Source organism: Micromonospora maris AB-18-032 (genome assembly GCF_000204155.1).
GTDB lineage: Bacteria > Actinomycetota > Actinomycetes > Mycobacteriales > Micromonosporaceae > Micromonospora > Micromonospora gifhornensis.
The window spans coordinates 1,025,500-1,047,419 of record NC_015434.1; the positions used below are offsets into that span (position 1 = coordinate 1,025,500).

Genomic DNA, 21,920 nt, shown 5'->3' on the forward strand with positions numbered 1-21,920 from the left:
GTGATCACGTCGCCCGGCCTGGCCACCGGACGGACCTACGGGGTCGGCCGGACGGACCCGGTGGCCTCAGGCCGGCGGGCGGCAGCGGACCACTTCGCCGATGAAGGGGCGTGCGGTGGTGGTCAGCCGGTGCCGGACGGTGACCTGGCGTTGTCCTTCGGCCGCAGTCACCGGGACCTCCTCGCGGGCGACCTCCGCGCCGGCGTTGTCGCGGGCGCGCAGCAGACACACCGCCGACCCACCCTCCGGCAGGTTCACCCGGAAGTCGACAACCACCTGGTTGTCCGTGATGTCGGTGTAGGTGATCACCTGGGCGTCGTACGCCGGGTCACCGTACTGCCGGTAGAGCCGGACGGAGACGGCGGTGAGCGCGGCCACCGAGACGACCACCAGGAGGACGGTCAGCAGGGGCCGGCGGCGGCCGGGCTGCCGGCGGCGTCCGTACCGGCCGGGCGGGAACACGGGCGCGCCCGGTGGGATTGTGGCGTGCGTCTCGGTCACCGGCGGGTATCTCCTGGCGTTGTTGTCGGCGGTATGGGCAAGAATGGCGAAGGTTCGTCCTTCTGCCCGGCTCGGTCTTTCATGGCTGCTCGGTTTCTCGTGGCTGCCCGGTTCTTCTTCGGTCCGTGGCGTCAAGAGTGCCTGGTGCCAATGATGGCTGACGTCAAATATGACAGGCTGGCGCGGGCCGGCACCGCGACGGGCAGGAATCCGGCAGGCCACGGTGGCCCGACGGATGGGCGATCACTGGGCAGAGACGAGGAGCGCCGACGTTGGCAGAGCAACTTCGACTCATGGCCGTCCACGCACATCCCGACGACGAGTCGAGCAAGGGCGCCGCGACCACGGCGAAGTACGTCGCCGAGGGTGTGGACGTGCTGGTCGTGACGTGTACCGGCGGCGAGCGCGGCAGTGTGCTCAACCCGAAGCTCGATCGGCCGGAGGTGTGGGCCAACATCGGCGACATCCGCCGGGCCGAGATGGACGCGGCTCGCGCCATCCTCGGCGTCGAGCAGGCCTGGCTGGGCTTCGTCGACTCGGGCCTGCCCGAGGGCGATCCGCTGCCGCCGCTGCCCGAGGGCTGTTTCGCCCTGCAGGATGTCGAGGTGGCCGCCGGTCCGCTGGTGCGCCTGATGCGTGAGTTCCGTCCGCACGTCGTCACCACGTACGACGAGGAGGGCGGCTACCCGCACCCCGACCACATCATGTGCCACAAGATCAGCGTGGCGGCCTTCGAGGCGGCCGGTGACGCGGAGCGCTACCCCGAGCTGGGCGAGCCGTGGCAGCCGCTGAAGCTCTACTACGACATCGGGTTCTCCAAGGGCAAGATCCTGGCGTTGCACGAGGCCATCCTGGCCACCGGGGCCGAGTCCCCGTACGAGGAGTGGCTGATCCGCTGGGAGGACCGCATCGACAAGGGTCCCCGGATCACCACCCGGGTGGAGTGCGCCGAATACTTCCCGGTCCGCGACGACGCGCTGCGGGCCCACGCCACCCAGGTCGACCCGGACGGCTTCTGGTTCCAGGTGCCGATGGAGCTTCAGCAGCAGGCCTGGCCGACGGAGGACTTCCAGCTGGCCCGGTCGCTGGTCGACAGCCCGCTGCCCGAGTCCGACCTGTTCGCGGGCGTACGGCAGACGGCCCATGCGCGCTGATCTGTCGGCCGGTTATCCTGGTCGGATACCGCATTTCGGAGGAATTCCATGCTGACCGCTGTCCAGGTGCTCGCGCAGAACAACTTCGGGGACACCCGGACGGGTGGTCTGGCCGGTCCGATGGGCCTGTTCCTCATCCTGGTGCTGGGCGCCGCGACCGTGCTGTTGATCCGTAACATGAACGCCCGCCTGCGCCGGCTGCCCGACGAGTTCCCCGCCCAGCAGCCCGAAGCCCGCCGGGACGCCGCGGGCCGGATGGTCAGTGATCCGACAGATGGGACCGTCACGGCGGATTCATCCGCGGACGCCGCCAACCGGCACCAGCAGCACCGGGACGGTTGAGCGGGGCATGATTCACGTCGAACCGGATGGTCGCCCCCTGTTGCGACCACCGCGTTTGGCTTAGCCTTCCGCCGGGGGACCGGAAGTCCTCAAGCTGCGCGGGAGGGGGCGTCGATGAGCATCGCGATCGTGTCCGCCGCTCACGTGTCCTTCCGTCGGCCGGCAGGAGGAGGTCGGTGACCTCCGGCAGGGCCGGTCACTCGATCGATCGGCCCGAGGGCCGTGGCACCCCCCTCGGGTTGCATCTGCTCACCGCCGCAGTCCTGTGCACCGCACTCGTCGCCGCCGTCGTCGGGCTGAGCCTCCCCGCGCGGCTACCGGTCGACGATCCGCTCGGTGGGCCGGCCCGGTTCGGCATCGCGGTGGCCGCCTTCGCCCTGTCACAGCTGGCCCGGTTGCGGTTCCGGGCCGCCGCCGGCGTCGTCAGCGTCACCTGGGCCGAGGCGGCGCTGATCGTCTGCCTCTACCTGGTGCCGCCCGGTTGGCTGCCCGCCGCGGCCATGCTCGGTGTCGCCCTGGCCTGGACGGCCATGACCATCGTGGACGAAGGCCGGACCACCTGGGAGGTCGCCCGCATCGCCGGGGCCCAGACGGCCGCCGTCGCGCTGGCGGTGGCAGTCACCACCGCCATCGGTCAGCCGCTGCTGGCCCCCCTGACGCCGGCACTCGCGCTCGCGGTCACCGCCGGGGCGGTCACCTATCTGCTGGCGGGCGCGGCGCTGGGCGGGTTCATGCTGTCGGTGCGCCACGGCATGTCGATCGGCCGCCCGCTGCTCGCCGCACTGCGCGGCAAGCTGCTGATGTTCGTCGGCAACCTGGTGGTCGGCGTACTCGTCGTGGTGCTCATCGAGATCGACCTGCGGTGGTTGTTGCTGCTGCCCGTCCTGCTCTGGCTGCTGCAGCAGACGTACCGGCAGCGGCTGCGCGACGACCGCGAGCGACGCACGTGGCGGTCGTTCGCCGAGGCCACGGCAGCGCTCAACCAACTCGACGAGCGCGGGGTGGCGGTGGCGGGGGTCACCGGCGCGCTGGCGCTGTTCGAGGCGGAGATCGTCGACGTGGAGGTGGCCCGGGCCGACGGGCGCTGGTGGCGCTACCGGGGCGACCCCGGTGGGCGCCTGGTCGACCGCGAGATACCGCCGCCCAGGGACGTGACCGAATCGGAAGAACTGGTCCGTGACCTGTCGGTGGGCGACACCCGGGTGGGACGGCTGCGGGTGCGGCTGCCGCGTACCGCCCCGTCCACTGGGCGGGAACGCGACGCCCTCGCCGCCTACGCCGACGCGCTGGCCGCCGCGCTGCACGATGCGGCGACGCACCGGGAGCTGCGACTGGTCACCGCGCGTTCGTCGTACGAGGCGGTGCACGATCCGTTGACCGGGCTGGTCAACCGGGCCGCCCTGCTCAGCCAGGGTGATCAGGCGCTGCGGCAGCTCGCCCACGATCATCCGGTCGCGCTGCTGCTGCTGGACGTCGACCAGTTCAAAGAGGTCAACGACACGCTCGGGCACGCGGCCGGCGACCAGTTGTTGCGGCTGACCGCCAACCGGCTCACCGCCCTGACCCGCCCCGGTGACCTGCTGGCCCGGCTCGGCGGAGACGAGTTCGCGCTGCTGCTGACGTCGGTGCCGGTGCTGGGGGACCACACCGCTGCGCTGGCGTACGCCCTGCGTCAGGCGCGGGAGGTCGCCGAGCGGCTGGCCGCGCCGGCCGAGGTGGCCGGGGTGCGGATGTCCGTCGAGGTGTCCGTCGGGGTGGTGGTGGCCGCCGCCGGCACCGCCGACCTGACCGAGCTGCTGCGCCGGGCCGACATCGCGATGTACCAGGCCAAGTCGGGTGGCGACAGCGTGGCCACGTACGACAGCACGCGGGATGCGGCAAGCACCGATCAGCTGGCCCTGCTCGCCGAGCTGCGTGAGGCGTTGCAGACCGACGACCAGCTGGTCCTGGTGTTGCAGCCGGCAGTCGACCTGGCCACCGGGGCGCCGACCGGCGTGGAAGCGTTGATCCGCTGGCGACATCCACGCCGGGGCCTGCTCAGCCCTGCTGACTTCATCCGGGCGGTGGAGAACAGCGACCAGCTGGGCAGCTTCACCCGGTACGTACTGGACAAGGCGTTGACGGTGGCCGCCGGTTGGGCCGGCGAGGGTCTGGACATCCCCATCTCCGTCAACCTCTCCGCCCGTAGCCTGCTGGACCCACGGTTGCCCAGCGAGATCGCCGAGGCGTTGTGCCGGCATCAGGTGCCGGCGGACCGGCTGGTTCTGGAGATCACCGAGACGGTGGTGATGAGCGAGCTGGAGGTCATCGACCAGGTGCTTTCCGCCCTGCGGGCGATGGGCGTCCAACTGGCGGTCGACGACTTCGGCACCGGCTTCTCCTCGCTCAGCTTCCTCGCCCGGGTCGCCGTGGACGAGCTCAAGGTCGACCGTTCGTTCGTCCTGCGGATGGGGGATTCGCCGCAGGCCGCCGCGATCGTGCGCTACACCGTCGGGATGGCACACGAGCTGGGGCTGCGCGTGGTGGCCGAGGGCGTGGAGACCGCCGCCCAACGTTCGGCCCTGACCGAGCTGGGCTGCACCGCCGCCCAGGGCTACCACTTCTTCAAGCCGATGCCCGCCGACAAGATCGCGGCCGTGCTCAACTCCCTGGCCCGCCAGACCCCCACCAACGTTCTCCCCCTGCGCGCAGATGGTGCCTCCTGACTCCTGCGTTTCACCGTGTGCCGCCAACCTCATGATCAACGCAACCTGCGGGTGGCGGATGGGTAGGGTCGGGGGGTGAATCGACTCGCCCACGCCACAAGCCCCTACCTGCTCCAGCACGCGGACAATCCGGTGGACTGGTGGCCCTGGTGCGACGAGGCGTTCGCCGAGGCCAAGCGGCGCGACGTGCCAGTGTTGATCTCGGTCGGTTACTCCGCGTGCCACTGGTGTCACGTCATGGCGCACGAGTCGTTCGAGAACGAGGGCGTCGGTCGGCTGCTCAACGAGGGGTTCGTGTCGATCAAGGTGGATCGGGAGGAGCGGCCCGACGTCGACGCCGTGTACATGACCGCCACCCAGGCGATGACCGGCCAGGGCGGCTGGCCGATGACGGTCTTCGCGACCCCGGACGGCACCCCGTTCTACTGCGGAACGTACTTCCCCCGGCAGAACTTCGTCCGGCTGCTGGAGTCGGTCGGCACCGCGTGGCGCGAGCAGCGCGACGCCGTACTGCGGCAGGGCGCCGCGGTGGTCGAGGCGGTTGGTGGGGCCCAGGCCGTCGGCGGCCCCACCGCCCCGCTCACCGCCGACCTGCTCGACGCCGCCGCCACCCAACTGGCCGGTGAGTACGACGAGACCAACGGCGGATTCGGCGGCGCACCGAAGTTCCCGCCGCACCTGAACCTGCTCTTCCTGCTCCGCCACCACCAGCGCACCGGCTCGCCGCAGAGCCTGGAGATGGTCCGGCACACCTGCGAGGCGATGGCCCGGGGCGGCATCCACGACCAGCTCGCCGGCGGCTTCGCCCGGTACTCCGTGGACGGGCACTGGACCGTGCCGCACTTCGAGAAGATGCTCTACGACAACGCCCTGCTGCTGCGGGTCTACACGCAGCTGTGGCGGCTCACCGGCGACGCGCTGGCGCTGCGGGTGGCCCGGGACATCGCCCGGTTCCTCGCCGACGAGCTGCACCGGCCCGGCCAGGGGTTCGCCTCCGCGCTGGACGCCGACACCGAAGGCGTCGAAGGGCTCACCTACGTCTGGACGCCGGCCCAACTCGTCGAGGTGCTGGGTGACGAGGACGGCCGGTGGGCCGCCGACCTGTTCGCCGTCACCGAGAGCGGCACCTTCGAGCACGGCACCAGCGTGCTGAAGCTGGCCCGCGACGTCGACGACGCCGACCCGGCCGTACGGGAGCGCTGGCAGGATGTCGTACGCCGGCTGCTCGCCGCCCGGGACACCCGCCCGCAGCCGGCCCGCGACGACAAGGTGGTGGCCGCCTGGAACGGTCTGGCCGTCACCGCGCTCGCCGAGTTCGTCCGGCTGGTCGAGACCTCCGGTCGGATCGGCACCGAGGGGGAGGCCAACCTGCTGGAGGGGGTCACCATCGTCGCCGACGGTGCGATGCGCGACACCGCCGAGTACCTCGCCCGGGTGCACATGGTGGACGGGCGGCTGCGGCGCGCCTCGCGCGACGGCCGGGTCGGCGAGCCGGCCGGTGTGCTGGAGGACTACGGCTGCGTGGCCGAGGCGTTCTGCGCCATGCATCAGGTCACCGGTGAGGGACGTTGGCTGGAGTGGGCCGGGCAGCTGCTGGACACCGCGCTGGCGCACTTCGCCGCCCCTGGTGGGGCGTTCTACGACACCGCCGACGACGCCGAGCAACTGGTGGCCCGCCCCGCCGATCCGACCGACAACGCCACCCCCTCGGGGCGCTCCGCGATCGCCGCCGCGCTTGTGGCGTACTCGGCGTTGACCGGGCAGACCCACTACCGGGAGGTCGCCGAGGCGGCCCTGTCCACCGTCGCGCCGATCGTCGGGCGGCACGCCCGGTTCACCGGCTACGCGGCGACGGTGGGCGAGGCACTGCTCTCCGGGCCGTACGAGATCGCGGTGGTCACCGCCGACCCCGCCGGTGACCCGCTGGTCGCGGCGGCGCACCGGCACGCCCCGCCCGGCGCGGTGATCGTGGCCGGGCAGCCGGACCAGGCAGGCGTACCGCTGCTGGCCGACCGGCCGTTGCTCGACGGCGAGTCCGCCGCGTACGTCTGCCGGGGTTTCGTCTGCCAGCGGCCGGTCGACACGGTCGAGGACCTGGTGGCGCAGCTGACCTGAGCCGGATCCGCCGGGCAGCGTCCCGACCGGCCCCGATAGGCTGGCGCGGCTATGGATTCCCGTACCGGTCTGCCTGTTGTCGGCATGGTGGGTGGTGGCCAGCTGGCCCGGATGACCCACCAGGCCGCGATCGCCCTCGGCCAGTCGCTGCGCGTTCTCGCGCTCACGCCGGACGACGGGGCGGCCCTGGTCGCCGCCGACGTCCAGTACGGCGACCACACCGACCTGGCCGCGCTGCGCACCTTCGCCAAGGCGTGTGACGTGGTCACCTTCGACCACGAGCACGTCCCGACCGAGCACATCCGCGCCCTGGCCGGCGAGGGGGTGAAGCTCTACCCGCCGGCGGACGCTCTGGTGCACGCACAGGACAAGCGGGTGATGCGGGAACGGCTCGACGCGATGGCCGCGCCGAACCCGGCCTGGCGGCCCGTCGAGTCGACGGCCGACCTGGTGGCCTTCGGCGACGAGGTGGGCTGGCCGGTGATGGTCAAGGCCGCCCGGGGTGGATACGACGGGCGGGGAGTCTGGCCGGTCGGCGACGCCGCGCAGGCCACCGAGCTGGCCGAGACGCTGCTCGCCGGCGGCACCAAGCTGATCGTCGAGGAACGGGTGGCGCTGCGCCGCGAACTGGCCGTGCAGGTGGCCCGGTCCCCGTTCGGGCAGGTCGCCGTCTATCCCGTGGTGGAGACGGTGCAGCGCGACGGGATCTGCGTCGAGGTGCTCGCGCCCGCGCCGGACCTGCCCGAGGAGCTGGCGGTGGCCGCTCAGCAGCTCGGCATCGACCTGGCCACCGCGCTCGGCGTGGTGGGGTTGCTGGCGGTGGAGCTGTTCGAGGTCGCCGACCCCTCGACGCCCAGCGGCAGCCGACTGCTGGTCAACGAACTGGCGATGCGCCCGCACAACTCCGGGCACTGGACCATCGAAGGCGCCCGCACCTCGCAGTTCGAGCAGCACCTGCGGGCGGTGCTGGACTACCCGATGGGCGACACCTCGCTGGCCGCCCCGGTGGTGGTGATGGCGAATGTGCTCGGTGGTGAGCCCGGCGGCATGCCGATCGACGAACGGCTGCACCACCTCTTCGCCGCCGAACCGACCGCCCGGGTGCACCTCTACGGCAAGCAGGTCCGCCCCGGCCGCAAGATCGGGCACGTCACCGTGCTCGGCGACAACCTGGACGAGGTACGCGCCCGCGCCGCACGGGCGATGCGCTGGCTGCGCGACGGCACGGAGGGAACGGCGTGAGCACCGTTGGTTTGATCATGGGCAGCGACTCGGACTGGCCGACCATGAAGGCCGCCGCCGAGGTGCTCGCCGAGTTCGAGGTGCCGTACGAGGTCGAGGTCGTCTCCGCGCACCGCACCCCGGTCAAGATGATCGACTACGGACGGGCCGCCGCCGGACGGGGCCTCAAGGTCGTCATCGCGGGCGCGGGTGGGGCGGCCCACCTGCCCGGGATGATCGCCTCGGTCACGCCGCTGCCGGTGATCGGGGTACCGGTGCCGCTGAAGCACCTCGACGGCATGGACTCGCTGCTGTCCATCGTGCAGATGCCGGCCGGTGTGCCGGTGGCCACCGTGTCGATCGGCAACGCCCGCAACGCCGGGCTGCTCGCGGTCCGCATCCTGGGTGCGTCCGACCCGGCGCTGCTCGATCGGATGTCGGCGTACCAGGCTGATCTGGAGCAGTTGGTCGCGGAGAAGGATGCGGCTCTGCGGGCTTCTCTGGCTTAGGTTTTCCGCTGGTTGCGGTGGGGGCTGGGGGGCGACCGTCCCCCCCCCGTCGCCGTTTCGCCGTAATGGCGGTTTTCTGCTGTTGTGTATCCCGCTGTTTCGGCGTAATGGTGCGGCGGTGATGACCCGTGTGGGGTTGACCTTGACATCGTGAGAAGGGGTGGACTGGGCGCGGGGGTGATTGCGGTGGCCGAGTCGGAGCGGGGTACGCAGGCCGCACAGGGCACGCAGGCGGAGCGGGTGCGGGTGGGGTTGGCGCACGGTAGTTCGTCGGTGCGGTTGCGGATGGCGTTGGCGGCCGGGACGACCCCGGATCCGCAGGTGGTGGACGTGCTTGTCGAGCGGTGTGCGGTCGAGCCGGAGTTCTTCGTGCGCGAGATGCTCACCTGGGCGCTCACCCGACAGCCGGCATCGGTGACGGTTCCCAGGCTGATCGAGGAACTGCGTTCGGCGTCCGGGCAGGCGCGCAGCCAGGCGTTGCACACGCTGTCCAAGATCGGGGACCGGCGGGCCTGGCCGGCGATCACGCATGAGCTGCTGACCGACGCCGACGACGAGGTGGCGCGCAGCGCCTGGCGGGCTGCGGTCGTACTCGTGCCGGAAGGTGCGGAATCCGGGTTGGTCGCGGTGTTGGCGACGCAGCTCGGGCGCGGCGAGCGGGAGACGCAGTTGAGCCTCAGCCGAGCGCTGGTCGGGCTCGGCGAGGTGATCATGCCGGTGCTGCGCGCCGCGACGACCCACCCCGACCCGCGGGTACGCCAGCACGCGATCGCCACCGAGCAACTCTGGCGCGACCCGGACACCGGCTTCGACTTCGCCGTCGAGGAGGCGAAACGGATCGTCGCCCTCGGCCCAGGAGGCTGACGGCCGGGAAGGGTCACGGCCAGGAAGGGCGACGGGCGGGATGGGGGACGGGCGGTGTTGATCGGTGAGGTGGCCCGCAGGTCCGGGGTCAGTGCCCGGATGCTGCGGCACTACGAGGCGCTCGGGCTGGTGCGGCCGACGGGTCGGACCGGGTCCGGCTATCGGGAGTACGCGAACGAGGACATCCGGCGGATCTTCCACATCGAGAGCCTGCGATCGTTGGGGCTGTCGCTGCGGGAGGTCCGGCGGGCCCTCGACGACCCCGGTTTCACGCCCGCGGCGCTCGTGGACGACCTCATCCGACAGACCCGGGACCGCATCGCGGCCGAGACGGACCTGCTCACCCGACTCCGCCGCGTCGGTGCCGCGGAACCCGCCGACTGGTCGGAGGTGCTCCAGATCGTGGCGCTCCTGCAGGGCTTGCGGTCGGACCGCGCCGGTGAACGCCAACGCGCGGCCCTGGCGTTGCCGCGAGCGGCCGTGATGCCGGTGGAGGCGCTGGTCGAGGCGGTGCTGAGCGAAGAGGACCCGAACGTCGCCGGCGCCCTGCGCTGGGCGTTGGCGCAGTCGGGCGACGGTGGGCTGGCGCTGCTGGCGGAGGGCCTCGACGCACCGACGGCCGAGGTACGCAGACGGGCCGTCGAAGCCATCGCCGAGATCCCGAGCGACGCTGCGACCGTACTGTTGCGGGACGCCCTCGCCAACGCGGACCTCGCGGTCGGCCGGTACGCGGCCCTGGCGCTCGGGGCCCGTGGCGTCGCCGACGCGGTTCCCACCCTCGTCGACATGGTCGTCGAGGAGGCCGGCGACGTCGACGCGGCCGACGCGCTGAGCGTGCTCGCCGGGGAGGCCGCCCTGGCGGAGCAGATCGCCGTCCGCCTGGTCGGACGCCTCGATGCCGCCGGCGACGCGGCCACCCGTCGACGGCTGGTGGGGGCGCTGGCGGACATCCCGGGCAACACCGCCGCGCAGGCCCTCGCCGACCTGTCGGCGGACGCCGATCCGGTCGTCGCGCACACCGCCGCGCACCTCCTCCGACTACGCGCGGCGCGGTAACGGCATCAGCGCATGCCCCGCAGCGCGGTCTGGAGGCGTTCCTGGGCGCGTCGGCGACGCTCGTTGCTCGCGCCGAGAATCAGCAGCAGGAAGCCGACCGGGATCAACGCCAGCCAGGGGCCGAGGCTGAACAGGGCGTGCACCGCCGCGATGGCGGTCACCACCGCACCCACGATGACCGGCGCCTGCTGCTGGCTCATCGACCCGAAGACCAGCACGGCCACCGCACCGAGCAGCAGCAGCACCTGACGCAGCGTGCTCGAATCCGTGGCCAGCACGATCGCCAGGGTCGGTACGAAGGCGGCCACCAGGGCCGGACCGTACGCCACCCAACTGCTCATGTCGGCCCGCTGCCGCAGTTCCAGGACGCCGACCAGCAGGGCCAACGCGGCGAACGGCAGCGTGTACGCCTCGGGCAGCGCCACGTCGGCCACCCACATCAGGATCCACCAGGCGGTGATCTCGCAGATCACCACCGCCCAGAACAGGATCCGCCGCTCCACCGGTCGACGCCCCGGCCGCATCGCCGCCACGCCGAGCACCGCACCCCAGCCGGCCAGCAGCGCGGCGATGTGCCGCGGCGAGTCGAAGGCCAGGGCCAGCGCGATCAGGGCGGCGGCGTGGCCGCTCCATTCCACGGTGGCGGCCTCCACCCGTGCCTCGGGGCGACGCAGCCGAGGCAGCCGGGCGGCGAAGACCTGCAACGCGGCACCGACCGCGAGCACCCCGAAGGCGGACCACACCGCAGCGAGCCCGGCCACCAGTCCCACCGTGAGCACGAACAGCTGCGCCATCAGCGAGGCGAACAGCCAGCCGAGAATGCGGGCCCGCGAAGTGGTGCCGAACAACGCCGCCACCACGCCGACCCCGACCGCGCCGCCGAGGCTGAGCAGGGTCAGCTCCCGGGTGGCGAGGCTGCCGGCCAGGCCCGCCCCGCCGGCCGCCAGGCCGATCAGGAAGACGAGTACCCGGGCCAGCCGCAGCGAACGCGCCCGCTCCACGAGGGACGGTGGTGGCGTCAGCGCCAGCCCCAGCATCGAGATGGTGAACACCACGAGGGCCGCCCGGGTGCTCATCGGCCAGCCGCTGCCCAACGCGATCGGGGCGATCAACAGGGTGATCGCGGCGCCCGGCAGCACCACCGGCACCGCCCGGGAGCGTCGACCGGCGCTGAATCCGGTGGCCGCCAGCGCCGCCGTCGCGGTCAGCAGCAACGCGGCCAGCACGTGCGTCGGGTTGACTGCCGCCGCCGGTGGGTCGAGCAACTCCGGTGGGGGCCCCTGCCAGACCCGGCGGAGCGTACGGATCGGGTCGACCAGGGCGGCCGACAACGCCGGCGCGATGGAGATCACCGCCAGCAGGGTCGGCAGGGCGGCGGCGCCCAGCGCACCCGCGGCCGGGCTCACCCGCCAACGGGGACGCAGACCATCGTCGGGCGTCCGCCGGATCGCCCCGTCCAGCAGCACCGTCCAGCGGCGCGGCGGCTGGATCGGATCGGCGGGAGGCTCGGTCGCCTCGCGGACCAGTTCGGCGAGCACCCCGAGCAGGGCGGCCGCGGCCGCGTACACCCCGACCTGCAGACCCAGCGGTACGGCGGCCAGCGCGGTCACCACCGCGCCGCCGACCACACCGGCGCTCGCCCAGGGCAGGTACTGCGGGATCTGCCCGCGGACCCCGGCGACCACGGCCAGGCCGAGGCTGGTGGCGGCCAGACCGGCGGTGAGGATGGCCTGCGGGGGGTGGCCGAACTCGGCGGCCAGCGCGGCCGTGGCACCCGGCAACGCCAGCAACGCGGCTCCCACGGCCGCTCCGCCGATCTGCGCCAGGTGCGGCGGCATCCCCTCGGCCTGGATGTCCTCGACGAGGGAAGCCGACATCGAACGGGCCAGCGCCGCCACCACCGTACCGATCACCACGACGCTGGTCAGCGCCAGCGCGGTGGTCCACGGGCGGACCAGGCCGGCACCGGCGGCGTGCAGGGCGATCACCCCGGCGACGGTGATTCTGGACAGGGCGGCGCGGGGGTCGACGGAGGCGACGGCCGTCATCGCGACCACGGCGGCGACCATGCCGCCGATCACGACCGGCGACCACCAGGCCAGGTCGAACGCAGCCGGGGCACCGATGGTGGCCAGGACCACCGCCACGCCGGCCACGTCGTAGCGCCACGGTGGCGGCAGCAGGATGGCGGCGGAGAGCGCCAGCAGGGCCAACGCGATGGGGGCCTGCCAGGTGGTGCCACCGGTCGGTGCGGCCGGCCACCCGCTGAGGTCACCGTTCCAGATCGGACCGGAGGTGGCCAGGACGCCGACGCCACCGCGCAGCGCCATCCAGCCGGCCAGCAGACCGATCAGCACGCCGCCGACCGCGAGGCCGAGCACCGGACCGCGTCGCCACTGTTCCGGCATCGCCCGCGCGGCGACGGCGACCACCAGGACCAGCGCCGCGGCGACGGCGAGTTGTCCGCCGGGGGCGAGCACCGTGCCGATCCTCAGCAGCGTGGCGACCAGGGCCGCGGTCACCGCCGCGGCGGCCAGGTCGGAGCCGTCCATCGTCAGATCGGAGCGACGTCCGGCGTCGATCGACGGGGCCAGGAAGAGGAGTACGGCGGCGACCAGCAGCAACGCGCTGACCCAGGCGTCAGCCACGGTGGCACCGGGTGCCCCGAATCCGGCAGCCGCGACCACCAGCGCACCGAGGCCGGCCCCCACTGACAGTGGCATCGGAATGTGCCGTTGGGACACCTGGACGATCGCGGCGTAGCCGAGCGTCACGCAGACGGCGAGGAAGCTGGCGGCCAGCACCGGCACGGTCGCCTCGCGCAGGCTCGCCGGAGTCAACGTCGGTTCGCCGTACCGGAGGGCGGCGACGAACGCGGCCACCGCCCCGGGCAGGGCGAAGGCCGCACCGCCGGCCGCCCAGGCGGAGATCTCGTCGGCGGCGGCCGGCGCGAGCCGGATCCGGGGGGCGACGGCGATCAGCACGCCGGCCACGACGAAGGTGAGCAGCACGGCGGCGGTCAGCGCGGGCCGGGCCAACGCCGCTCCGGCACCGGCCAGACCGACGACGGCAGCCGCCACCGCGTGCGCCCGGGCGGCCCGGGTCGTACGGGCGGACAACCCGATCGCACCGATGCCGATCGCGGTCAGCACCATCGGCCACGGCGCGACCGACCAGCTCAACCCGAACGAGGCGGGTACGGCGAGGGCGGTCAACGCGGCACCGGTCACCGCGAATTCGCGGCGGATCTCGGCGGGCAGCGCCACCACCGCCGCCACGGTCAGCAGAAAGGCGCTGGCGGCGAGCTGCCAGCCGGCGGGCCCCGCGGCGGCGGCCAGTTCGGCCGGGTACCGGTCGAGGTTGGCGGCCCAGGCCGGCAGCGCGGCCTCGACGGGTGCGATCCCGGCGCGCAGGGCACTGCCGGCCACCACCACTCCGCTGACCGTGAGCGCTATCGCGGAGGCCAGTTGTGGGCCGCGCCGGGCGGACTCGGGCACCGCCCGCACCACCAGACCGGTCACCGCGATGACGGCCGCGATCAGCAGCAGCGAGCGACCGGGCAACGCCACCGAGGCGACCCGGCCGAGGGCGCCGATGACGGCGAGGGTGAGCACCCCCGCGCCGATGTCGGGCAGCGGCGGGCGGCGCAGCAGCAGCGTGCCGGCCAGGCAGACGGTGGCGGCGAGCAGCAGCACCAGCCCGGCGCCGATCGCGCCCGACACGGTGTCGGTGCGCAGCAGGGCGGTCACCGCGTGGCCGAGGGCGAGTACGACGGCGACGCCGTGCAGCGCCCAGGTCAGCTCCCGGAGCCCCGGCACCGGCTGCGCGGGTGCAACGGCCGGGGTGCCGACGACGGGGTCGATCAGCTCACCGGCCTCCTCCGGCGCGCCCTCGGGCCGCCCGTCGGCGGTGCGCTGGCGCGGGGTGGCCGCCCGAGCCGGTGCGGCATCGGTCGACCCGTCGACGGCCGGTCGTTGCACGGTGACCGGAGAGCGTGCCAGCCAGAGGTCGAGCACAGCCACCACTGTCAACACCAGCGCCCAACCGGCGGGACCGCTGATCCGCTCGTACGCCAGCAGTGGCACCACCGGCTGGGCGGCCAGCACGGCGGCGAAGCGGGGAGCGCGGAGCCGGGTCAGCCCGGCGTACCCGACGGAGACGGCGGCGGTCACCGCGAAGATGACACCGGCGAAGAGGGCTCCGGAGCCGCCGCCGATCCGGTCCACCGCCCACAGCGCGTACCCGGCGAGCGGCACCAGCAGCAGTCCCACCGCGGCGATGGTCTCGGCGGTCGAGGTCAGCCCGCGTTTGGTGAGCACCGGCGGGGCGAGCAGCATGAGCACGGTGGCGAGCAACAGGATGCCGAGGCGGGTCAGCGCATCCATCGAGCTGGTCGCGAGGACGGCGAAGACCACGGCGGCCACGCCGAGCAGCAGCGCGCCGAGGCCGAGGGGGATGTTCTGGACCTCCCGCGAGGAGGCCTCCGGCGGATGCTCCGGGTTGTCGGCGTCCAGCCAGATCGGCGTGGTCGGCGGCAGTTCCTCGGCACCGTCGGAGGCGCCCTGCCGGGGCACCCGTGGTGGCGGTGGAGCACCGTCGCTCGGCTTGTGCCGGGTCGGTGGGACGGTGCCGGCACCCGGCGACTTGTAGGCCGGTCGGCGGCGCAGCACCCGGCGGGGCCGACCGGCCTGCCGGGTCCGACCGTCACCGACGTTACCGGCGTGTGCCAGGGTGTCCCGCTGGAAGATGGCGGCCTGCATCTTGGACGCGAGCTGCCGTTGTTCGCTGGCGATCGCGGCCTCGCGCGCCTTCATCTCCGCGATGGACCGCTCGATCTCCGCCAGGTGCTCGGCCCACTGTGGCTGGTGCGCGCCGCAGCGCGGGCAACGGACCGCCGGCTTGATCTCCTGCTCGCACGAGGAGCACTGAAAGGTCGCCACGACACCCCTCCACCCACACTGTGGATTCCCACTGTCGCAGCATGCCCAATGCGGCCCCGGAATTCGACACTTGTCGGCGGGTCACCCCCACGGGTGGGCTCCCCCGGAAAACCCACCCCGAGAACCCACCCCGCCAAACCAGAAGGTCAGGGACGACCCAACCCCCGGTATTCCCACCCCGCCTGCGTCCACAGCGTCGAGTCGAGGCAGTTGCGGGCGTCGACCACCCGCCGTCCGGCGACGAGTTCGCCGAGGACGGTCGGGTCGGCGTTGCGGAAGTCGGCCCATTCGGTGAGTACGCAGACCAGGTCGGCGTCGGTCACCGCCTCGGCCATGCCCGGCTCGTAGGTCAGCTCCGGTACCGCCCGGCGGGCGTTGTCGATGCCCTGCGGGTCGTAGACGTGCACGTCCGCGCCGGCTTTGCGCAGGAGTGCGGCGACGGCGAGGGCGGGGGCGTCGCGTACGTCGTCGGTGTTGGGTTTGAAGGTCGCGCCCAGCACGGCGATGCGGGTGCCGGACAGGTCGGGGCCCGCGGGCCCGTAGCGGCGGTTGAGCAGTTCGGCGGCGAGGTGGAGGACGCGGGTGCGGCGACGCAGGTTGATCAGGTCGACCTCGTGCAGGAAGCGCAGCGCCTCACCGGCGCCGAGTTCCTGGGCGCGGGCCTGGAAGGCGCGGATGTCCTTGGGCAGGCAGGCGCCGCCGAAGCCGAGACCGGCCTGGAGGAACCGGTTGCCGATGCGGGGGTCGTACCCGATGGCCCGGGCCAGTTGGGTGACGTCGCCGCCGGCGACCTCGCAGACCTCGGCCATCGCGTTGATGAAGGAGATCTTGGTGGCGAGGAAGGCGTTCGCGGCGACCTTTACCAGTTCGGCGGTGGCGAAGTCGGTGACCACCAGGGGCACCTCGCGGTCCTCGGTGGCGGCCAGGTCGAACACGCCTTTGTGCGCCGCGTAGAGCATGCCGTTGGCCCACTCGCTCTTGACGCCGACCACGATCCGGTTCGGTCGCAGCACGTCGTCGACGGCGAAGCCCTCCTGGAGGAACTCGGGGCTCCAGGCCACCTCGACCCCGAGATCGGCGGGGGAGTGCTTGCTGACCAGCTGCTCGACCCAGTCGGCGGTGCCGACCGGGACGGTGGACTTGCCGACGATCAACGCTTTGCGGGTCAGGTGCTGGGCCAGGCTGGTCACTGACGCCTCGACGTACGACAGGTCGGCGCCCATGCCGTCGGCGCGCTGGGGGGTGCCCACGCAGATGAAGTGCACGTCACCGAAGTCGGCGGTCTCGGCGATGTCGGTGCTGAACCGCAGCCGGCCGGCGGCGAGGTTGCGCCGTAGCAGTTCGTCGAGGCCGGGCTCGTGGATCGGCACCTCGCCGGCGTTCAGCTTGGCGATCTTGTCCGGGTCGACGTCGTACCCGAGCACCTCGTAGCCGAGTTCGGCGTAGCAGATGGCGTACGTCGCGCCGAGATAACCGGTGCCGAGGAAGGTCACCCGAGGGCGGGAGGCACCCGAGGGGGGTGTCACCGCGGCGATGACGGGCATCGGCTGGGTGTTCGGGTACGGGATGGTCACGCCTGTCTCTCCGCTCGCACTGGCGGCGCGCAATCGCGTCGCGTTCCGCAGCGGCGCCGGGCCGGCGCCGGAGGGGTCATTTTTGGTGGTTCTGTCATCCATCATCGCCGAGCGGCGGCGTACACCGTGATGGCCAAGCCTACGCGCCGGTAACATCGGCTGAACTGTGGTCGCTATCCTTCAGTCTGCGCGGGGGGCGTCCACGTGACGCTACAGACTGCGCATGATAGCCGTGAAGGGGAGGGGCCGACATGGCCGCAGAACAGTCGTTCGACGCATATCGGTTGCCCGAGGAACATGAAGCAATCCGAGAGGCGGTTCGTGAAGTCTGTGCGGCGAAAGTTGCGCCGCACGCCGCTGAGGCGGACGAGACCGGAGAGTTCCCCAAGGCGTCGTACGACGCGCTGCGCGCCGCGGACTTCCACGCCCCGCACATCCCCGTCGAGTACGGCGGCGCCGGGGCGGACGCGCTGGCCACCGCCATCGTGATCGAGGAGGTGGCGCGGGCCTGCGCCTCGTCCTCGCTCATCCCGGCGGTGAACAAGCTGGGCACCATGCCGCTGCTGCTGGCCGGTTCGGAGGAGTTGAAGCGCCGCTACCTGCCCCCGGTCGCGTCCGGCGAGGCGATGTTCTCGTACTGCCTGTCCGAGCCGGAGGCCGGCAGCGACGCGGCCTCGATGACCACCCGCGCGGTACGTGATGGTGATCACTGGGTGCTCAACGGCGTGAAGCGGTGGATCACCAACGCCGGTGTCTCCGAGTTCTACACCGTCTTCGCGGTCACCGACCCCGCTGCCCGGTCGCGCGGCATCTCCGCCTTCGTGGTCGAGAAGTCCGATCCCGGGGTGAGCTTCGGCGCACCCGAGAAGAAGCTCGGCATCAAGGGTTCCCCGACCCGCGAGGTCTACCTGGACAACGTGCGGATTCCGGCGGACCGGATGATCGGTGCCGAGGGCACCGGTTTCGCCACCGCGATGCAGACCCTGGACCACACCCGGGTCACCATCGCCGCCCAGGCCGTCGGCATCGCCCAGGGCGCGCTCGACTACGCCAAGGGGTACGTCGCCGAGCGCAAGCAGTTCGGCAAGGCGGTCGCCGAGTTCCAGGGTGTGCAGTTCATGCTCGCCGACATGGGCATGAAGCTGGAGGCCGCCCGGCAGCTCACGTACGCCGCTGCCGGCCGCTCCGAGCGTGGCGACGCCGACCTGACCTACTTCGGTGCGGCGGCCAAGTGTTTCGCCTCGGACGCCGCCATGGAGATCACCACCGACGCGGTGCAACTGCTCGGCGGCTACGGCTACACCCGGGACTACCCGGTGGAGCGGATGATGCGCGACGCCAAGATCACCCAAATCTACGAGGGCACCAACCAGGTCCAGCGCATCGTCATGGCCCGCCAGCTCCTCAAGGACTGACCCCAGGCCCACGTCGGCCCCCTGCTGATCATGAGGTTGGCGGCGGATGGATCTCCGGATCGCCGCCAACCTCATGAGCTGGGTCAGTGGGGGGTGTCGTCGTGGCGCGGGAGGTTGCCGGGTGGGGCCGACCAGGGTGAGGTGTGGCCGGTCCGGCGGGGCAGCGGCTCGGTCGGGGTCGGGTCCGGATAACCGAGGCTGAGCGGCGCGGTGTCCTGCTCGTTCGACTCGACCGGCGGCCAGTCCGTCAGGGTCTGCTCCGTGGCTGCGGCCGGGGTCGGCGCCGCGGCCGAGGCCGGCATCGGTGCGGCCACCGGCTGTGGCCAGCGGCGCCAGCGTTGACCGCTGAACGTCGCCACCAGCAGCATCATGCCGATCAGGAACAGGGTGCCGTTCTCCATTGGCAGGCGTAGCGGCAGCGGATCACCGAGGAACCCCCAGTCCGCCGGGATGCGGTCGCGCACCCCGAACGGTGTGACGAACATCCCGATGTACGGGGTGACCAGCAGTAGCCCGGCCACCAGCGGGCCGAGCGGTGAGATGCGCAGTGTGCCGAGCAGGCCCAGCACGATGCCGCCGACCGCGAGGTAGACGGCCGGCTCGATGAGATTGGCCGTGTTCGAGGTGCCGATCTCCACCCACCGGTTCACCGTGCTGGCCGACCCGTCCTGCCCGAGAGTGACCAGCACCCAGGTGACCGGCGCCACCACCAAACCGGCGAGGAAGCTCCACAGATGTCGCATCCGCGCACCGTACCGTTTTCGACATGACCGAGCACCTCTCCGCCATGCCAGGTAAACCCACGTCGTACTCCCGCGTCACGCTCAGTCGGATCATGACCGCGATCGACGTGAACCTCTACGGAACCGTGCACGGCGGCGTGCTGATGAAGTTCGTCGACGACGTGGCCGGCGCGGCGGCGGCCCGGCACAGCGGCGGTACGGCGGTCACCGCCGCCATCGACGAGATCGTCTTCTCCGAGGCGGTCCGGGTGGGTGACCTGGTGCACGCGTACGCCCAGGTGAACTGGACCGGGCAGACCTCGATGGAGATCGGCGTACGGGTGATGGCCGAGCGCTGGGACTCGGCCGAGCAGGAGCCGGTACGGGTGGCCACCGCGTACCTCGTCTTCGTCGGCGTCGAGGTCGGCGGCGCGCCACGGCCGGTGCGACCGGTGCTGCCGGAAACCGCTGAGGACGAACGACGCTGGCGGGAGGCGGAGATCCGTCGCGAGCACCGACTGGCCCGCCGCCGTGCCATCCAGGCCCACCGGGCAGGCTGATCCCTCGCCCGCACCCACCGCACCGGGCCCGCTCGTGTGGGCCGGGCACATGCGCCCGCAGGGTTCGGCTGCGGAGAATGGCGCTTCGGGGTAGGGCAAGATGGCGCCACGGCCCACCGCACAGCGTCGTGCCGGGCCAGGGGAGGAGTGAGCAGTGACTGACGTGCTGTGGACGCCGCCGGCGGACGTGCTCCAGCGGTCGCGGATCGGGGCTTACCTGCGCTGGCTGGCCGAGCACCGGGGGTTGGAGTTCGCCGACTACGACGCGCTGTGGCAGTGGTCGGTCACCGATCTGGACGCCTTCTGGCGTTCCATCTGGGACCACTTCGAGGTGATCGCGCACACCCCGCCGACCGCCACCCTGTCCGGGCGGGACATGCCGGAGACGCGATGGTTTCCCGGCGCCACCCTCAACTACGCGCAGAACGTGCTGCGGATGCCCGGTCGGGCCGACGACGACCCGGTGGTGCTCGCGTACGGGCAGACCCGCGAGCCCGAGGTGCTGACCGTCGCGCAGCTACGCGACCAGGTCCGCCGGGTGGCCGCCGGGCTGCGCCGGCTCGGCGTCACCACCGGCGACCGGGTGGCCGCGTACGCGCCGAACATCCCCGAGACGTACGTGCTGATGCTTGCCACCGCGAGCCTCGGCGCGATCTTCTCCTCCTGCGCGCCGGAGTTCGGCACCCGCAGCGTCACCGACCGCTGGCAGCAGATCGAGCCGAAGGTGCTGGTGGCGGTGGACGGCTACCGCTACGGCGACAAGCCGGTGGACCGCTCGGCGGAGGTGACCGCGATCCGGGCCGCGCTGCCGTCGCTGCGGCACACCGTCGGCATCTCCTACCTCGACCCGGCGGCACCCGCACCGGATGGCGCGTTGTCCTGGGCCGACCTCGCGGCGGCGAACGACGAGCCGTTGACGTTCACGCCGGTGCCCTTCGACCATCCGCTCTACGTGCTCTACTCCTCCGGCACCACCGGCCTGCCCAAGCCGATCGTGCACGGCCACGGCGGCATCCTGCTGGAACACCTGAAGATGCTCGCCCTGCACCACGACCTGGGCCCGACCGACCGGTTCTTCTGGTTCACCACCACCGGCTGGATGATGTGGAACTTCCTGGTCTCAACCCCGGCGGTGGGCGCGGCGATCGTGCTGTTCGACGGCAACCCGGGCCACCCCGACCTGGGCGCGCTGTGGCGGCTCGCGCAGGAGTCCGGCACCACCTACTTCGGCACCTCCGCGCCGTTCCTGCTGGCCTGCCGCAAGGCCGGCCTGGTGCCGCGCGAGATCGCCGACCTGTCCGCGCTGCGCGGGGTCGGTTCCACCGGTGCGCCGCTGCCCGCCGAGGGCTTCACCTGGGTGTACGACACCGTCGGCCGCGACCTGCAACTCCAGTCACTGTCCGGCGGCACCGACGTGTGCACCGGCTTCGTCGGCGGGGTGCCGCTGCTGCCGGTGTACGCCGGCGAGATCACCTGCCGCGCGTTGGGCGCCAAGGTCGAGGCCCGCTCCGCCGACGGCACCCCGGTCCTCGGTGAACTCGGCGAGCTGGTGATCACCGAGCCGATGCCGAGCATGCCGGTGGGCTTCTGGAACGACCCGGACGGGATCCGCTACCGGGAGGCGTACTTCGACGTGTACCCGGGCGTGTGGCGGCACGGCGACTGGATCACCGTCAACTCGCGTGGCGGGTGTGTGATCACCGGCCGCTCCGACGCCACTCTCAACCGCGGCGGCGTACGGCTGGGCACCGCCGAGTTCTACTCGGTGGTGGAGGCGCTGGACGAGGTCGTCGACTCGGTGGTGGTGCACCTGGAGGACGACGAGGGCGGCGCGGGTGAGCTGCTGCTGTTCGTGGTGCTCGCCGACGACCTGACCCTCGACGACGAGCTGCGCAAGAAAATCTGCCGGGAACTGCGTACCGCCCTGTCACCCCGGCACGTGCCCGACGAGATTCACCAGGTACGCGCCGTCCCCCGCACCCTGTCGGCGAAGAAGCTCGAAGTCCCGGTCAAGAAGATCCTCACCGGCACCCCGGTGGACCAGGCCGCCGCCAAGGGCGCCCTGGCCAACCCCGAGTCCCTGACCGCCTTCGCCACCCTCGCCCACCACCGCACCCCCTAACCCACCCCCCTGCCCTCACCCTCACCCCGCCCCACGCCCCTCCCTCCCGCCCCTCGCCCGCCCACGCCCCCGCGATCTTGCACTTTTGGTCGCGGCATAAGTCGCGCAAAGGGCATATCG

The 21,920-nt window shown here is 72.2% G+C and carries 15 protein-coding genes; 11 read left to right on the plus strand and 4 right to left on the minus strand.

The window, feature by feature from the left end; translation table 11 throughout:
- Positions 1–66: 66 nt before the first annotated feature.
- Positions 67–501 (minus strand): DUF4307 domain-containing protein, encoded by a 435-nt coding sequence (locus VAB18032_RS04815; protein ID WP_013731661.1) that lies wholly within the window; start codon positions 499–501, stop codon positions 67–69.
- Between the two features lie 272 nt (positions 502–773).
- Between VAB18032_RS04815 and mca the strand changes: the two genes are divergently transcribed.
- The 8 genes from mca (at position 774) to VAB18032_RS04855 (ending at position 10,467) form a co-directional block, all read left to right on the plus strand.
- Entirely contained in the window at positions 774–1,655 is an 882-nt protein-coding gene (gene mca, locus VAB18032_RS04820; RefSeq protein ID WP_081476022.1) for a mycothiol conjugate amidase Mca, read from the plus strand.
- 48 nt (positions 1,656–1,703) lie between these two features.
- A complete protein-coding gene (locus tag VAB18032_RS04825) occupies positions 1,704–1,997 on the plus strand; it encodes a hypothetical protein (RefSeq protein WP_013731663.1) in 294 nt (97 codons plus the stop codon).
- A 176-nt stretch (positions 1,998–2,173) separates the two neighbouring features.
- Complete coding sequence (locus VAB18032_RS04830) at positions 2,174–4,702, plus strand: putative bifunctional diguanylate cyclase/phosphodiesterase (protein ID WP_013731664.1); 2,529 nt, start codon at positions 2,174–2,176, stop codon at positions 4,700–4,702.
- 75 nt (positions 4,703–4,777) lie between these two features.
- The gene (locus VAB18032_RS04835) at positions 4,778–6,817 is read left to right on the plus strand and encodes a thioredoxin domain-containing protein (protein ID WP_013731665.1); all 2,040 of its coding nucleotides are present in this window, start codon (positions 4,778–4,780) and stop codon (positions 6,815–6,817) included.
- Between the two features lie 51 nt (positions 6,818–6,868).
- On the plus strand, positions 6,869–8,059 hold the full coding sequence (locus tag VAB18032_RS04840) for a 5-(carboxyamino)imidazole ribonucleotide synthase (protein ID WP_043719737.1): 1,191 nt from the start codon (positions 6,869–6,871) through the stop codon (positions 8,057–8,059).
- Positions 8,056–8,547: a 5-(carboxyamino)imidazole ribonucleotide mutase gene (gene purE, locus VAB18032_RS04845; RefSeq protein WP_013731667.1), complete on the plus strand. Its 492-nt coding sequence runs from the start codon at positions 8,056–8,058 to the stop codon at positions 8,545–8,547. Before VAB18032_RS04840 ends, purE begins: the two co-directional genes overlap by 4 nt.
- Positions 8,548–8,724: 177 nt before the next feature.
- Positions 8,725–9,411, plus strand: coding sequence for a HEAT repeat domain-containing protein (locus VAB18032_RS04850; protein ID WP_013731668.1), 687 nt, complete (start codon positions 8,725–8,727; stop codon positions 9,409–9,411).
- Positions 9,412–9,465: 54 nt separating this feature from the next.
- Positions 9,466–10,467 (plus strand): MerR family transcriptional regulator, encoded by a 1,002-nt coding sequence (locus VAB18032_RS04855; protein WP_013731669.1) that lies wholly within the window; start codon positions 9,466–9,468, stop codon positions 10,465–10,467.
- A 5-nt stretch (positions 10,468–10,472) separates the two neighbouring features.
- On the opposite strand, the gene VAB18032_RS04860 is transcribed toward VAB18032_RS04855, so the two are convergent.
- Positions 10,473–15,407: an SCO7613 C-terminal domain-containing membrane protein gene (locus VAB18032_RS04860; RefSeq protein ID WP_013731670.1), complete on the minus strand. Its 4,935-nt coding sequence runs from the start codon at positions 15,405–15,407 to the stop codon at positions 10,473–10,475.
- Positions 15,408–15,553: 146 nt separating this feature from the next.
- Entirely contained in the window at positions 15,554–16,981 is a 1,428-nt protein-coding gene (locus VAB18032_RS04865; RefSeq protein ID WP_013731671.1) for a UDP-glucose dehydrogenase family protein, read from the minus strand.
- Between the two features lie 251 nt (positions 16,982–17,232).
- Between VAB18032_RS04865 and VAB18032_RS04870 the strand changes: the two genes are divergently transcribed.
- Entirely contained in the window at positions 17,233–18,396 is a 1,164-nt protein-coding gene (locus VAB18032_RS04870; protein ID WP_013731672.1) for an acyl-CoA dehydrogenase family protein, read from the plus strand.
- A gap of 83 nt (positions 18,397–18,479) precedes the next feature.
- On the opposite strand, the gene VAB18032_RS04875 is transcribed toward VAB18032_RS04870, so the two are convergent.
- Positions 18,480–19,139 carry a hypothetical protein gene (locus tag VAB18032_RS04875; protein ID WP_013731673.1) on the minus strand — a complete coding sequence of 220 codons (660 nt, stop codon included), beginning with the start codon at positions 19,137–19,139 and terminating at the stop codon, positions 18,480–18,482.
- 23 nt (positions 19,140–19,162) lie between these two features.
- On the opposite strand from VAB18032_RS04875, the gene VAB18032_RS04880 reads away from it, so the two are divergent.
- Positions 19,163–19,678 carry an acyl-CoA thioesterase gene (locus VAB18032_RS04880; protein ID WP_013731674.1) on the plus strand — a complete coding sequence of 172 codons (516 nt, stop codon included), beginning with the start codon at positions 19,163–19,165 and terminating at the stop codon, positions 19,676–19,678.
- A gap of 154 nt (positions 19,679–19,832) precedes the next feature.
- A complete protein-coding gene (locus VAB18032_RS04885; RefSeq protein ID WP_013731675.1) occupies positions 19,833–21,800 on the plus strand; it encodes an acetoacetate--CoA ligase in 1,968 nt (655 codons plus the stop codon).
- Positions 21,801–21,920 lie beyond the last annotated feature (120 nt).